At 54.0% G+C, this 14760-nt stretch carries 12 protein-coding genes; 5 read left to right on the top strand and 7 right to left on the bottom strand.

The genetic code is table 11. The annotated features are described in order from the left end of the window. Positions 1-22: 22 nt before the first annotated feature. On the top strand, positions 23-2104 hold the full coding sequence (flhA, locus tag ACO7SM_RS04805) for a formate hydrogenlyase transcriptional activator FlhA (RefSeq protein WP_490469920.1): 2082 nt from the start codon (positions 23-25) through the stop codon (positions 2102-2104). Between the two features lie 148 nt (positions 2105-2252). Here the strand turns inward: flhA and ACO7SM_RS04800 are convergent, their stop codons facing one another. Then, the gene (locus ACO7SM_RS04800; RefSeq protein WP_490469919.1) at positions 2253-2597 is read right to left on the bottom strand and encodes a nitrous oxide-stimulated promoter family protein; all 345 of its coding nucleotides are present in this window, start codon (positions 2595-2597) and stop codon (positions 2253-2255) included. Positions 2598-2786: 189 nt separating this feature from the next. Here ACO7SM_RS04800 and ACO7SM_RS04795 point away from each other — a divergent pair, with 189 nt between their 5' ends. From ACO7SM_RS04795 to sitD, 4 genes are read left to right on the top strand one after another with little or no spacing between them, the layout of a single operon-like run. Continuing rightward, complete coding sequence (locus ACO7SM_RS04795) at positions 2787-3704, top strand: metal ABC transporter substrate-binding protein (RefSeq protein WP_490469918.1); 918 nt, start codon at positions 2787-2789, stop codon at positions 3702-3704. Next, positions 3701-4516: an iron/manganese ABC transporter ATP-binding protein SitB gene (sitB, locus tag ACO7SM_RS04790; RefSeq protein ID WP_490469917.1), complete on the top strand. Its 816-nt coding sequence runs from the start codon at positions 3701-3703 to the stop codon at positions 4514-4516. The genes ACO7SM_RS04795 and sitB overlap by 4 nt, the downstream gene beginning before the upstream one ends. A 2-nt stretch (positions 4517-4518) precedes the next feature. After that, entirely contained in the window at positions 4519-5379 is an 861-nt protein-coding gene (gene sitC, locus ACO7SM_RS04785; RefSeq protein WP_490469916.1) for an iron/manganese ABC transporter permease subunit SitC, read from the top strand. After that, on the top strand, positions 5370-6206 hold the full coding sequence (sitD, locus tag ACO7SM_RS04780; protein WP_490469915.1) for an iron/manganese ABC transporter permease subunit SitD: 837 nt from the start codon (positions 5370-5372) through the stop codon (positions 6204-6206). The genes sitC and sitD overlap by 10 nt, the downstream gene beginning before the upstream one ends. Positions 6207-6452: 246 nt before the next feature. On the opposite strand, the gene ACO7SM_RS04775 is transcribed toward sitD, so the two are convergent. The 6 genes from ACO7SM_RS04775 to tssH all read right to left on the bottom strand — a co-directional run bounded on the left by ACO7SM_RS04775 (position 6453) and on the right by tssH (position 14743). After that, on the bottom strand, positions 6453-6899 hold the full coding sequence (locus ACO7SM_RS04775) for a hypothetical protein (RefSeq protein WP_490469914.1): 447 nt from the start codon (positions 6897-6899) through the stop codon (positions 6453-6455). A gap of 46 nt (positions 6900-6945) precedes the next feature. Beyond that, complete coding sequence (locus ACO7SM_RS04770) at positions 6946-8874, bottom strand: type VI secretion system Vgr family protein (protein WP_490469913.1); 1929 nt, start codon at positions 8872-8874, stop codon at positions 6946-6948. A gap of 137 nt (positions 8875-9011) precedes the next feature. Further along, on the bottom strand, positions 9012-9773 hold the full coding sequence (locus ACO7SM_RS04765) for an ankyrin repeat domain-containing protein (RefSeq protein ID WP_490470866.1): 762 nt from the start codon (positions 9771-9773) through the stop codon (positions 9012-9014). Between the two features lie 214 nt (positions 9774-9987). Continuing rightward, complete coding sequence (locus tag ACO7SM_RS04760; RefSeq protein ID WP_490469912.1) at positions 9988-10443, bottom strand: hypothetical protein; 456 nt, start codon at positions 10441-10443, stop codon at positions 9988-9990. Between the two features lie 224 nt (positions 10444-10667). Next, positions 10668-12101 (bottom strand): serine/threonine protein kinase, encoded by a 1434-nt coding sequence (locus tag ACO7SM_RS04755; protein ID WP_490469911.1) that lies wholly within the window; start codon positions 12099-12101, stop codon positions 10668-10670. 26 nt (positions 12102-12127) lie between these two features. Further along, positions 12128-14743, bottom strand: coding sequence for a type VI secretion system ATPase TssH (tssH, locus tag ACO7SM_RS04750; protein ID WP_490469910.1), 2616 nt, complete (start codon positions 14741-14743; stop codon positions 12128-12130). Positions 14744-14760: the final 17 nt, after the last annotated feature.

Genomic DNA, 14760 nt, shown 5'->3' with positions numbered 1-14760 from the left:
GGTACATTCCTGGAAAAGCAACATGTCGTATACACCGATGAGCGATCTCGGACAGCAAGGGTTGTTTGATATTACTCGTACATTATTGCAGCAGCCCGATCTGGCTTCGCTCAGTGAAGCGCTTTCCCAACTGGTCAGGCGTTCGGCATTAGCCGACAGCGCGGCTATTGTGTTATGGCAGGCACAAACACAGCGCGCACGCTATTACGCGACGCGCGAAGAAAACAGTAAACCAATCGAATATGAAGATGAAACGGTGCTGGCGCACGGCCCGGTTCGCCGTATTCTGTCTCGTCCCGACGCATTGCACTGTAATTTCCATGAGTTTACGGAAACCTGGCCCCAGCTAGCCTCCTGCGGGTTATACGGTGAATTCGGCCACTATTGCCTGCTACCGCTGGCAGCAGATGGGCGTATCTTTGGCGGCTGTGAATTTATCCGCAATGAAGACCGCCCGTGGAGCGAAAAAGAGTACCAACGGCTGCAAACTTTTACCCAGATTGTCTCGGTGGTTGCCGAGCAAATTCAGTGTCGGGTGTCGAACAACGTCGATTACGATTTGCTGTGCCGCGAACGCGATAACTTCCGTATTCTGGTGGCGATCACCAATGCGGTGCTCTCGCGTCTCGACATTGACGAGCTGGTCAGCGAAGTGGCGAAAGAGATCCACTACTACTTCAACATTGACGCGATCAGTATTGTTCTGCGCAGCCATCACAAAAATAAACTGAATATCTGGTCTACCCATTATCTGGATAAAACGCATCCCGCACACCAGCAGAGTGAAGTGGATGAAGCTGGCACTCTCACTGAACGGGTGTTCAGAAGCAAAGAGATGCTGCTGATTAACCTGAATGAAAGGGATGCGCTTGCCCCTTACGAACGTATGCTGTTCGACACCTGGGGTAATCAACTGCAAACGCTGTGCCTGCTGCCGCTGATGTCCGGCAACACCATGCTCGGCGTGCTGAAACTGGCGCAATGCGAAGAAAAAATCTTCACCACCACTAACCTGAAATTGCTGCGTCAAATCGCCGAACGCGTGGCGATTGCCGTCGATAATGCCCTCGCTTATCAGGAAATCCACCGTCTCAAAGAACGCCTGGTGGACGAAAACCTGGCACTCACCGAACAGTTGAATAATGTCGACAGTGATTTTGGCGAAATCATTGGGCGAAGCGAGGCGATGTACAACGTCCTCAAACAAGTCGAGATGGTGGCGCAAAGCGACAGTACGGTCTTGATTCTGGGAGAAACAGGAACCGGTAAGGAACTGATCGCCCGGGCGATCCACAACCTGAGCGGGCGCAACACACGCCGCATGGTGAAAATGAACTGTGCCGCGATGCCTGCCGGACTGCTGGAAAGCGATCTGTTTGGTCATGAGCGTGGCGCGTTCACGGGAGCCAGCGCCCAGCGTATCGGCCGTTTTGAACTGGCGGATAAAAGCTCGCTGTTTCTCGATGAAGTGGGCGACATGCCGCTGGAGTTACAGCCTAAACTACTGCGCGTTCTCCAGGAGCAGGAGTTCGAACGCCTGGGCAGCAATAAACTGATCCAGACCGATGTGCGACTGATCGCCGCCACCAACCGCGATCTGAAAAAGATGGTGGCCGATCGCGAGTTCCGCAACGATCTCTATTACCGCCTGAATGTCTTCCCGATCCAGCTTCCGCCGCTGCGCGAACGCCCGGAAGATATTCCGCTGCTGGTGAAGGCCTTCACCTTTAAAATCGCCCGTCGGATGGGACGTAACATCGACAGCATCCCCGCAGAAACGCTGCGTACCCTGAGCAATATGGAGTGGCCTGGTAACGTTCGCGAACTGGAAAACGTGGTGGAACGCGCCGTACTTCTGACCCGGGGCAACGTGCTACAACTCTCAATCCCGGATGTGGGTGTATTAACCTCAGCCACGCCGCCGGTCGCCACCGAAGTTGCACAGGATGGCGAAGATGAATGTCAGTTGATTTTGCGCGTACTGAGGGAGACGAATGGCGTCGTGGCGGGACCGAAAGGGGCAGCCCAACGTCTGGGACTTAAGCGAACTACGTTGCTTTCACGGATGAAGCGGCTGGGTATTGATAAGGATGCGTTGGTGTAAACGAAGCGTTGCCGGATAGCGGTGCAAGCACCTTATCCGGCCTACAGATGGGGTTTGTCCGTAGGCCTGATAAGCGCAGCGCCATCCGGCCTACAGGTGGGGTTTGTTCGTAGGCCTGATAAGCGCAGCGCCATCCGGTATTTCACACTCACTTTTTACGTTGATATTTTTCCGGTAATTCCGGGACGGGGCGTTTGTCGTCGATCAGATGACGTACGGTCAAAATCGGGTGACGCCAGAGCATTCTCGGCCCCGCCCAGCGCATAATCTGCTTCATCTCTTCACGCTTTGCGGGCTGGTAACAGTGCACCGGACACTGTTTACAGGCCGGTTTCTCCTCGCCAAACACACACTTGTCCAGCCGCTTTTGGGCATAGGCAAACAGTGCGTCGTAGTGCCCCTGTTCATCTAACGCCTGTGGACACTGGCTCTCGTATAACGCGATCATTTTTTTGATCGTCAGTTTTTCACGCGCGATTCGCTTGCCGGACATAGTGCCTCCACCACATTAAAGTGCATTTATTCTACAACTTATTCCCCCTGCGGACTATCACCCGAAGGTGACACATGCTTAGCCAGCTACGCAAATAAGAATTATTTTCATTTAACTATGCGGTGTGCTATATAACATAGCAAAGGCTATATTCGAAGAATAATTAACCACTTTTCAATGAGGGATACTATGCCGCGCCTGCCTCGTTTAACGTCCTTTTTCCTTGCTGGGGTTCTGGCGACGCTTGCGCTAACGCCTGCCTGGGCCACCGAGAAATTCAAGGTGGTAACCACCTTTACGGTCATTGCTGATATGGCAAAAAATGTGGCGGGCGACGCGGCGGAGGTCAGCTCAATCACCAAACCGGGGGCGGAGATTCACGGATATCAACCCACCCCTGGCGACATCAAACGCGCGCAAGGCGCGCAGCTTATTCTCTCCAACGGCCTGAACCTGGAGCTGTGGTTCGCCCGATTTTATCAGCATCTTTCCGGCGTACCGGAAGTCACGGTTTCTGCGGGCGTGAAACCGATGGGGATTAGCGAAGGCCCGTATAATGGCAAACCCAACCCGCACGCCTGGATGTCGGCAGAAAACGCGCTCATTTATGTCGATAATATTCGCGATGCGCTGGCAAAGTACGATCCGCAAAACACGGCGGTTTATCAAAAAAATGCCGAGAACTATAAGGTGAAGATTCGCCAGACGCTGGATCCGCTGCGCGAGGCGCTGGCGACACTCCCCACCGATAAACGCTGGCTGGTCACCAGCGAAGGCGCCTTCTCCTACCTGGCGCGGGATAACAATCTCAGGGAGCTGTATCTGTGGCCGATCAATGCCGATCAACAGGGCACGCCGAAACAGGTACGCAAGGTTATCGATGCTGTCAGACAGCATCAGATCCCCACCGTCTTCAGTGAAAGTACCGTCTCTGATAAACCCGCCCGTCAGGTCGCCCGTGAGTCTGGCGCACACTACGGCGGCGTACTGTATGTCGATTCCCTGAGTACTGCCAATGGCCCGGTACCGACCTATCTGGATTTACTGCGCGTCACCACTGAAACCATCATCGGCGGTATCAATGACGGCCTGAGGAGTCAGAAATGAGCCACGCTGCCATTACCGCCAACAGTGTCACGGTGACCTATCGCAACGGTCACACCGCGCTGCGGGACACCACGTTTCAGATCCCCGGCGGCTCGATTGCCGCCCTGGTGGGCGTCAACGGTTCGGGTAAATCCACGCTGTTTAAAGCGCTGATGGGATTTGTTCGTCTGGCAGCCGGAGAGATCTCTATCTTGCAGCAGCCGGTGAATAAGGCGTTGAAGCAGAATCTGATCGCCTATGTCCCCCAGTCAGAAGAGGTGGACTGGTCATTTCCGGTACTGGTGGAAGATGTGGTGATGATGGGGCGTTACGGCCACATGGGATGGCTACGCCGTCCGAAGGCACACGACCACGCGTGCGTTGATGCCGCCCTGGCGCGCGTGGACATGCTGGAGTATCGCTATCGCCAGATAGGCGAACTCTCCGGTGGGCAAAAAAAGCGGGTTTTTCTGGCCAGAGCGATTGCTCAGGATGGTCAGGTGATCCTGCTGGACGAGCCCTTTACCGGCGTGGATGTAAAAACCGAAGCGCGAATTATCACGCTGTTACGTGAGCTGCGCGATGAAGGCCGCACCATGCTGGTGTCCACCCATAACCTGGGGTCGGTGACCGAGTTTTGTGATTACACGGTGATGATCAAAGGGACGGTGCTGGCGAGCGGCCCCACTAAAACCACCTTCACGGCAGAAAATCTCGAACTGGCGTTCAGCGGTGTATTGCGCCATGTGGCGCTGAGTGGCAGCGAAGAGCACATCATTACCGATGATGAGCGTCCGTTTATTTCGCGGCGAACCGCCAGAGAGGGAGACTAACCATGAACTGGCTTGTGGAACCTTTTGGTTACCAGTACATGCTCAACGCCATGTGGGTGTCGGCGATGGTCGGCGGTCTGTGCGCCTTTCTCTCCTGCTATTTAATGCTTAAAGGCTGGTCGTTGATTGGCGATGCGCTCTCGCATTCTATCGTCCCCGGCGTGGCGGGGGCGTATATGCTGGGACTGCCCTTCTCGCTCGGCGCGTTTCTCTCCGGGGGACTTGCCGCAGGCTGTATGCTGTTTCTCAACCAGCGCTCGCGTCTGAAAGAAGACGCCATTATTGGTCTGATCTTCTCGTCATTCTTTGGCATCGGGCTGTTTATGGTTTCGCTCAATCCGATGTCCGTCAACATTCAGACCATTATTCTGGGCAACGTGTTAGCCATCGCGCCGGAAGATATTGTGCAACTGGCCATTATCGGCGCCGTTTCTCTGACGATCCTATTGTTGAAATGGAAGGATCTGATGGTGACTTTTTTCGATGAAAATCATGCCCGCTCCATTGGGCTCAATCCGGGTCGGTTAAAATTATTGTTCTTCACGCTGCTCTCTGTCTCCACCGTCGCGGCGCTGCAAACGGTCGGCGCATTTCTGGTTATCTGCCTGGTGGTGACGCCCGGCGCAACCGCCTGGCTGCTGACCGACAGATTCCCTCGCCTGCTGATCATCGCCGTGGCTATCGGCAGCCTGACCAGCTTTTTTGGCGCCTGGCTCAGCTATTGGCTGGATGGCGCAACGGGCGGGATTATCGTCGTCCTGCAAACCCTGCTGTTCCTGACCGCGTTTGTCTTCGCGCCGAAACATGGCCTGCTGGCAAACCGTCGCCGCGCGCGAATGAACAAGGAGTCCTCATGCTCTTAACTACACTGATGGAACCCTTCCAGTTCGACTTTATGCTCAATGCGCTGGCCGTCTCCGCCATTGTCGCCGTGCCCTGCGCACTGCTTTCGGTATTCCTGGTGTTGAAAGGCTGGGCGCTGATGGGCGATGCGATGAGTCATGCGGTTTTTCCGGGGATCGTCCTTGCCTGGATTGCCGGTATTCCGCTGGCTATCGGCGCGTTCATCGCCGGATTACTGTGTGCCGTTGCGACGGGTTATCTCGACGACAACAGCCGTATTAAGCGCGACACCATCATGGGGATTGTTTTTTCCGGCATGTTTGGCGCGGGGCTGGTGCTGTATGTCTCTATCCAGTCGGACGTTCATCTGGACCACATTCTGTTTGGCGACATGCTGGGCGTTTCGCTGGCCGATATTGCGCAAACCGCACTGATTGCACTGGGGATAGCGCTGGTTATTGGTCTGAAATGGAAGGATTTATTGCTGCACGCTTTTGATCCTAATCAGGCCAGAGCCAGCGGTCTGAACACCACGTTGCTGCATTACGGGCTGCTGTGCATGATAGCCTTAACCATTGTCGCCACGCTAAAATCGGTGGGTATTATTTTGTCGATATCGCTGCTGATTTCCCCAGGCGCGATAGCCATTTTACTCACCCGCCGTTTCGCCCAGGCGCTGATGCTCGCCACCGTGCTTTCGGTCATCACCTCATTTATGGGCGTCTATCTGTCGTTTTTTATCGACAGCGCCCCCGCCCCCACCATCGTCGTATTGTTCACGGTGATCTTTATCGTGGCCTTTGTCTATACAACGATGCGAGACCGGCGCGCTGAAACTTATGGCTGAAGCATGGCTTTATCCGGGGTAATATCAGGTTGCTTATACATAAGAGGTCAATATTACCCTGACTTAACTTTTTTCAATATGCAGCGTCGCCTGGATAATTTCAAGACAGCGTTTATTTGCCTCAACGTGGTCGTCATGATGATTGCGGTGTCTACCGACCCACTTTGGATAGCACCCGTCTTTTCCCGCGCTGATAAGCTACGGGAAAAGCATCGTTATTTCTGGTGTTCATAAAACCTCTTCAACTCAGGCCGTACTGCCAAACCAAATACCATAGAACATAAGGATACAGCCAAGCGATGCCAGACATTTTGCCAGCACACGTAATTTTGGCCCATACTTGTTAACTAATGATGATAACTTTGAATAGTTCTCAGCAGTATTATAGCGTTCATGAAAACGTATAATAATATCAAAGATGGCACTTAGCATAACGACGGAAAACTTTGATACTAATATTGCCATAAATGAAACCGGTATAATTGCAGATAACGCACGCGCTGTTTCTTTAGGAATTAGGGGGATAAATTTTGAAATACCAACCAGAATAAACACCAACGCAAATGCGCCAATCAGCACTGAGATAAATTTTATTCCAAAGCCACGCCACTCTTTTTTTATAAACAGATCCTTCCCATCCCAGATATAAATCAGTGTGATTATTATAAATAGAGTAAAAGCTATCCATTTCATTACGTAACTATCCCCTTCGCTGTGGTCAACGCTACCCGGTTACTTCTCACTTACTGGCATTAAACACAAAGAAACTGTCCACTTCATGCTGGAGATCGGCCTGATGGGCAGCCCCTGGTGGATCGATAGCATTGCTGCCACCATTCGGGTTTAAATGCAGTTCGCCAGAAAGCGTATTAATTTGCGCCTGCTGTTTCGCGGTGAAATTGAAGTTATTACCGATAATATTAACGCTGCCATCTTTCGATAATTCAATCGCGCTTTCACCACACTCCAGTCGCAAGGTATTTCCCGCAGAAAGCGTATAGTTGTTTACAGCTTTATCACTTCGACTTTTTCCTGCCAGACAAATGACGTCCCCTTTAATCCCCGCCTGCTGATCTTTGGCTACCCGCAGGGTTTCATTTTCCCCCACATATTGGGTACGGTTTTTTTCTGTCGAATGGGATTCATCATTTTTAACGTTAATATCCAGATTACGCTCGGCCTGGATCCACACCTGTTCCTCACCCGCCTTATCCTCAAAACGCAGGGCGTTGGCGTTGTCCGCCGCGCCGTCCTTGCTCCGGCTCATGAAGCCCATCTGGGTTGCCGCCGCCGGTAGCGCCCACGGCGGCATACTCGCTTCGTTGTACACGCGTCCGGTGATAATCGGGCGGTCCGGATCGCCGTTGATGAAATCCACCACCACTTCATCACCCACGCGCGGAATTTGCACCCCGCCGTACCCCTGTCCCGCCCAGGCGCTGGAGACGCGCACCCAGCACGAACTGGTGTCATCACCTTTCGCGAGACGATCCCAGTGAAATTTCACCTTCACCCGACCGTATTTATCCGTCCAGATACTCTCCCCCTGCGGCCCCACCACTTTCGCGGTCTGCGGGCCGTAGGTACGCGGCCACGCCGTAGTTTGCGCCGGACGATACACCACCGACGACGGAATAACGGTGAAGTCGGTGCGATGAATGGTTTCTCCCTCGCCACTCGCGTAGCGGTTCTCTTCGAAGTGATAACCGGCCGCAGTAACCAGATACTCGCCGTTATCACTGAAGAACGGGGCGTTGATCAGCGCGAAGGTATGACCAGGTACAATCCCCACTGCGGTCGCAGTAGCCTGAATCTGCTGGTGTTCCACCTGCCAGCGTTCCTGACGGATACGGGCATAGAACTCGGCGTGACCGTGCTCGACAAAGCGACCCGGCCAGTCGTACACGTCGATGCTGCCTGGTTTCGGCGATACTGGGTTCTGCTGAGCCTGGAATAACCACGCGTTTGGCTTGCGGAAATCATAATCATCAAGGCTATAAATCCCCGGCGTCACACAGTCCTCCAGCGCCCACTGGCCTATCCCTTCTCTATCGGTACTACCACCCGACGGCGTCTGGTGATAGGGGATGAACTCATAGCCACTGAACGGCAGATGTTGCGTGGCGGCATCGGTGAGCACCAGGATGTGTTTATCCGCCTCGTGGCGGAAGTGGAAGGCGATCCCCTCCAGCTCCATCAGGCGGCTGATAAAGTCCAGACTCGACTCCTGATACTGCACGCAGTAATCCCACACCCGATAACTGCCGGTCAGTTTATCTTCGACATTGACCTGATGTTCCCCCAGCAGCGTCTTAACGATCTGCGGTGCCGTCTGGCCCTGGAAAATACGCAGGTTACGGTCACGCTTCATCGGCCACAGATCCGGCTCCACCGTCAACTGGTAGACCGCGTAGCGGGTTCCCGTCAGCTCCACGGCGCTTACCGCCACCCGCGTCACCTTACCGTTGATGTAGCGCGGCGAGAGCAGGCTCTGCGTTGGGAGCGTCACCGTCACTGGTTGTCCAAGCAGTTTACTGCGGTCAATGCGCGCGTCCGTGCCAAGCAGCGTTAGCGTCAGCGCAAACGACTCGGACATCGCCTCACGGCCAGACAGTTTCCAGAACAGCAGCCCCTCAACCGGGAGCTGGACGGTAATTCGGTTGAGCATAATGTTTATTCCGTAATGTTTTATGCGGCACAAAAGGGTGTGGCGGTAGAAAAGCAGAAAACTAAAGGCGTATCTGGTCGTGTATGCCTGAATGAAAAGGGCCATCCGTACAGGCGAATTGATATTCAGTAAGAACGTTATTTAACCGGCGCAGGCGGCCACGTCCCTCCATGCTGAATCAGCGTCTCTTTTATTTTGGCCAACGTTTGATGTTGTTCGCTACCTTCTTTTGTACCTTCCAAAAGGCGTTGCAGCAGGCTTCCCATCGTCAAACCACCGTGACCTCGAAATTCAGCATCGGCTCCGCGTTCAAGCAATAACAACACATGATCGTATTTGCCAAAATTTAACGCCTCAATGAGAAGCGTATTACCTAACGAGTCAGTGATATTGATATTGGCGCCCATATCGAGCATCGCTGCCAGAGTTTCAGTATTTTTGGCCTTGATCGTTTCAAAAATGATGGGCTCTTTATACGTTTTATCTTTCGCATCCGGCGATAAACCGCCGGCAAGCAACGCCTTAATCCAGTCACCGCTGTCGGCTTTTAAAACGAATTCTGCCGGGCTGCTTTTTCCCGCAGGACGCGGCTGGAGCGGATCGGCTCCTGCCTTAACCAGTATGGTCATCATCTTTAATTGCGTGGGCGTTTTCTTATCGTCGAGCGTATTCATGATGGCCCAGAACAGGGGCGTCATATCCTCTTTTCCGGGTTTGTTTAAATCAGTTTCTGAGGCCAGTTTAACAACGTTATCAACGTCACCGTGTTCAATCGCATTGGCTAATGTGAGTTGCTGGCCGCTAAAATAATCCTGCGGATTTAAATCCATATCTTGTTTACACCCCTGAATTATGAACGTAAAACACAGTGCGAAGCAGCCTACTAAAAACGTTTTCACAAGCGACTCCTGATGATTGAAATGTCCACTGCCCAACGACGGACGGACGAATGATTTTTGCAAATAACGCGGGCGTAACATTCTCGTTAAAAATATGCTGAAAGTGAGTGATAACAAAGAGGTGTTCTCTGACAATATGATTCAAGGTATTCGCCTGTCATCATCATAGTATTTGCGAGATATTTTTTGCCTTTTTATATATTCAATATATTCGTCAAGCCGCGGCCCTTCCATTATTTAGCTTCATCATATACAACAAAGAAGCCACCTTTAATGTTTCAGATAAAACAAATAAAAATAAATTCATCCATACGCCGGTTATGCCGAATAGACTGGCTAACAGCGGAAAAAGAGAAACTGAACAGCGGAATGAAATGAGGCGAAAAATTTCCTGGATAAATGCAAATCTTATCGCAACAGTCTTTTTTTGGAAAAAATACCAGGCAGTAGCGAACAGTGACAAAACCAAAAATAGATCAATGATAAAAGACAATATAACTAACACGCTATACCCGCCATCACCTGAAACAGTATCGGCTAAATGACGAAAGGCAATCACATCAGAGATAAAGGGGATCCTGCTCTGCCGCGCAGAATTCACGCAGTATAACAAAATAGCAAGCACATCCATGCTTCCCCAAAAATACCATAACTTATTTTTTAAATTCATAATCTTCTTCTCTGACCCCAGGAATCCATTGCCATGACTTACCGCTTACCGTCCAGGCATCGTCACTCTCCTGACATTTCTGATATATCGAACGTGGTTCTCCATATCGAATGATTTACATCACTCTTCGCACAGACAGGTGAAACAATTTTTTCAAACTCCTTTGGATGAAGTCGCTGCCTTCTGAGATCGTATACTTCCATTTAGACTCCTGTTTATGGCCTTTACGGGTTCACCAGCCAGGTGCCAGGTTTCGCGATGTCGAGGATTTGGGCCCGCGTCTTACCGCTTCCCTGCAATTCAATCGTGAATTGTCCTGCCGGGAGTTTAAGTGAGGCGTAGCCGTTCGTTGACGGACGCAGCGCTTTACGTTCGCCATTGACCCGCAGGTTTTCCCCCTCCAGCATACGGATATAGATCAACGCGACAGGGCTGGCATCCGGCACTGGCGACGGGCTGGATTGCGCGGCGACAGGCGGCTGAACCTGCGCGGAGGCAGTTTGCTGATCCGCAACCGGTTCGCTGGCGACGGTCGCTGGCGGCGTTTCAGCCGAACGAACTTCCGCGGTCTGATTTTGCGTCTCGTGATCGCCGCGAAACAGCATCGCCCCCGTCACAATCCCCACGAGAACGCCTGCGGCGCCAATCGCCGGGATCGTGTAACGACGCCAGTCAAACGCCGTGGTCGATACGCTTTTCTCTTCGACCGGCACCAGCATGGTGCCCGGTTTTTTCGCGGTCAGGACATCATCGATACCCGCGACCGGCATCTCGATAAGCGCCGCAAATTCGTCGATCGACTGCGGTCTGTCTTCCATACGCAGCGCCAGTGCGCGGTCAATGGCCTGCAGCAGCGACACAGAGTATCCCTGAGGTTGCAGTTCCATCAGGGGCTGACAGGTATCCTGAATCGAACGCACCACGCTGACCGGCGGCGGCGAACCCACGATCAGGGTGCGCAAGACGGCGCCGAGCGCGTAAATATCCGTCCACGGCCCCTGCTCGCTTTCGTTATCGTCGGTGTACTGCTCGATCGGCGCAAAGCCGGGGCGCAGCATGGTTTCCGTCTCATCGGAGAGATTGCCAATGGTGCGGCGCGCCGAGCCAAAATCGAGCAGCACCGGCAGACCGTTCTCCTGAATCTGAATGTTATCCAGCGAGATATCACGGTGAAGATAGCCCTCGTCGTGGATAGTCTTAATCGCCCCAAACAGCATCGGCAACATGCGACGGATCCAGGCTTCGTTAATCTGCTGCGGCTTTTCCTCGCGCAGGCGCGAGAGCGTGGTGCCGCTGTAGAACAGCGTGCCCATATACGCGGTGTCGTTCTGCACCCAGAAACGCAGCACGTGCAGCAAGTTGGGATGATTGAAGCGCGCCAGCAAACGAGCTTCCTGAATAAAGCTGTTCAGGCCCGCAGAAAACGCTTTGCTAAATCGCTCGCTGCGCAGCACCAGCGTCATATCATCGCCCCGCAACGCCAGGGAGGCGGGCATAAACTCTTTGATAGCAATAGTGCGTTCGAGCTGATGATCCCAGGCGCGATAAACGATGCCGAATCCCCCACCGCCAATTACTTCTTTAATTTCAAACTCATTGAAACGGTACCCGACAGGGAGCGCATTGGGGACAGTCCGATTGTTATCATTATCCGTCATCTTTAACAGTTCTCTTGATGATTGCGTTACGCGGCAAACTGACAGTGAAACTCGCCGTGCTCACAGGTGATATGCAGACGTCGGTACTGCGCGTCGCTGCGGCTGGCGGTAAGTAAAATCTGACTCATCTGGGGCAGTAAGGTGTTGGTCAGAATTGCGTCCACCATACGTCCACCGGACTCCACCTCGGTACAGCGCTGAACAATCTGTTCCACGACGCTGTCGTCAAACGACGAGAGGATAGTGTGATTCTCTTCGAGACGACGCTGGATGCGTCTAAGTTGCAGGCGAACAATCTGCCCCAGCATCTCGTCGCTGAGTGGGTAATACGGCACCACCAGCAGACGTCCCAGCAGCGCAGGCGGAAACACCTGCAGCAGCGGCTGGCGCAGCGCAGCGCTGAGCGCGTCCGGTTCGGGCATCAGTTCGGGATCGGCACACATGGCGCCTATCAGATCGGTGCCGACGTTGGAGGTGAGAATAATAATGGTGTTGCGAAAATCGATGTGTCGTCCTTCGCCGTCTTCCATCCAGCCTTTGTCGAAGACCTGGAAGAAAATCTCATGCACGTCCGGATGCGCTTTTTCAATTTCATCCAGTAATACCACACTGTAAGGACGTCGGCGTACGGCCTCGGTTAACACGCCACCTTCGCCATAACCCACATAACCCGGAGGCGCACCTTTTAAGGTAGAGACGGTGTGCGCTTCCTGGAATTCGCTCATGTTGATGGTGATGACATTCTGTTCACCGCCGTACAGCGATTCTGCCAGTGCCAACGCAGTTTCCGTTTTCCCCACGCCGGACGGGCCGCAGAGCATAAACACGCCGACCGGTTTGTTCGGATCGTCAAGCTTCGCCCGCGAGGTTTTGACGCGACGGGCAATCAGGTCAAGACCGTGGCGCTGTCCAATCACCCGCTGATTCAGCGTGTCGGCCAGGTTCAGTACCGCGTCGATTTCATTTTTCACCATCCGGCCAAGCGGGATGCCAGTCCAGTCAGACACCACTGCCGCCACCACGTTTTCATCCACTGCGGCGAACAGCAGCGGCGCATCGCCCTGTAACGTTTTCAGCGTCTGCTGCTGCTCCGCAAGCTGGCTGCGCAGTTCGGTCGTATCACTCTCCCCGGCGGCAAATAACGCGGCGCGCAAGCCAACAATCTCGCGGACCAGGCTACGCTCCTCGTGCCAGCGACGGGTCAGGGCGTCGCGTTGTTCTTCGTAGTCATCGTGCGCCGCTTTTAACGCAGCGACCCGTTCAGGCTCGCCCGCACCGACGCGCGCTTCGCGCGCTGCAATCGCCATTTCCACCTCCAGTGCGGCAAGGTGTCGCAGGCAGTCTTCAAGCTGAGGCGGCGGCGCGCTCTGACTGACCGCCACGCGGGCGCAGGCGGTATCGAGCAGAGCGACCGCTTTGTCCGGCAACTGACGCGCCGGAATGTAGCGGTGTGAGAGCTTTACCGCCGCGCTGACCGCTTCATCGAGAAGCAATACCTGATGATGCGTCTCCAGCGGCGACACGGTACTGCGCAGCATCAGGACGGCTTTCGCCTCGTCCGGTTCGTGCACCTGTACCGTCTGGAAGCGGCGGGTCAGCGCCGGATCTTTCTCAATGTACTTTTTGTATTCCGCCCAGGTGGTAGCGCCAATGGTGCGCAACTGCCCGCGTGCCAGCGCGGGTTTCAGCAGGTTCGCGGCGTCGCCGGTTCCCTGCTGTCCACCGGCGCCAATCAGGGTGTGGATCTCATCGATAAACAGGATGATCGGCGTCGCGCTGGACTGCACTTCATTGATCAACGCCTGGAGACGGGCCTCGAATTCGCCTTTCATCCCTGCGCCCGCTTGCAGCATGCCGATGTCCAGCAGCCACAACTGAATGTTTTGCAACGGTTCCGGCACGTCGCCTTCGGCGATACGCAGCGCCAGCCCTTCGACCACTGCCGTTTTACCGACCCCGGCTTCCCCGGTCAGTAGCGGATTGTTCTGCCGGCGGCGCATTAAAATATCGACCATCTGGCGGATCTCTTCATCACGCCCGACCACCGGGTCGATTTTGCCCTCCCGGGCCCGCGCCGTCAGATCCTGCCCATACTGGGCCAGCGTCCCCTGGGCGGCTGGCACCGTACCGGCGGGCGCATCCACTGCGACAGCGGCCTGTTGCGACTCTTTACTCTGCGCACAGATGGTGTCGAACTGCGCGATCAACACCTCAACGTTGAGACGGCCAAACTGGGCTGAGATGCTCTTCAGCACGTTTGCCAGATTCCAGGTTTTCAGTAGGCCAATCAGCAGATGCCCGCCACGAATACGGCTGACGCCAAATTTTAACGAGCCATACACCCAGGCGCGTTCAACGGCGCTATCGATATGCTCGGAGAGATCAGAGACCGAGCTTGCCCCGCGCGGCAGCGCATCCAGCGCGGCGAGAATATCCCGCGTCAGCTGTTGTTCATCGAGTGAAAAGTGGCGGATCACCTGCTGCAAATCGCCATCCTGCTGTTGCATCAGTTGATGCAGCCAGTGCACCAGCTCAACGTAAGGGTTGCCGCGCAGCTTGCAGAACGCGGTGGCGCTTTCCAGAGAGGTAAATAACAGCGTGTCCAGTTTGCCGAAAAGAACGGCACGGCTGATTTCTGACATGTTCGGTTCCGTTGATA

It is taken from the genome of Citrobacter sp. LJND-P06, assembly GCF_058188415.1.
The sequence above is the reverse complement of the archived record's forward strand: the minus strand, read 5'-3'. Positions and strand labels throughout refer to the sequence as shown.

Coding starts and splice junctions, on each gene's coding strand:
- ACO7SM_RS04800 (WP_490469919.1), bottom strand. CDS start 2,597: ATGTCCGGCAAGCGAATCGCGCGTGAAAAACTGACGATCAAAAAAATG.
- tssH (WP_490469910.1), bottom strand. CDS start 14,743: ATGTCAGAAATCAGCCGTGCCGTTCTTTTCGGCAAACTGGACACGCTG.
- ACO7SM_RS04760 (WP_490469912.1), bottom strand. CDS start 10,443: ATGAATTTAAAAAATAAGTTATGGTATTTTTGGGGAAGCATGGATGTG.
- ACO7SM_RS04795 (WP_490469918.1), top strand. CDS start 2,787: ATGCCGCGCCTGCCTCGTTTAACGTCCTTTTTCCTTGCTGGGGTTCTG.
- ACO7SM_RS04775 (WP_490469914.1), bottom strand. CDS start 6,899: ATGAAATGGATAGCTTTTACTCTATTTATAATAATCACACTGATTTAT.
- ACO7SM_RS04755 (WP_490469911.1), bottom strand. CDS start 12,101: ATGACGGATAATGATAACAATCGGACTGTCCCCAATGCGCTCCCTGTC.
- flhA (WP_490469920.1), top strand. CDS start 23: ATGTCGTATACACCGATGAGCGATCTCGGACAGCAAGGGTTGTTTGAT.
- ACO7SM_RS04770 (WP_490469913.1), bottom strand. CDS start 8,874: ATGCTCAACCGAATTACCGTCCAGCTCCCGGTTGAGGGGCTGCTGTTC.
- sitB (WP_490469917.1), top strand. CDS start 3,701: ATGAGCCACGCTGCCATTACCGCCAACAGTGTCACGGTGACCTATCGC.
- sitD (WP_490469915.1), top strand. CDS start 5,370: ATGCTCTTAACTACACTGATGGAACCCTTCCAGTTCGACTTTATGCTC.
- sitC (WP_490469916.1), top strand. CDS start 4,519: ATGAACTGGCTTGTGGAACCTTTTGGTTACCAGTACATGCTCAACGCC.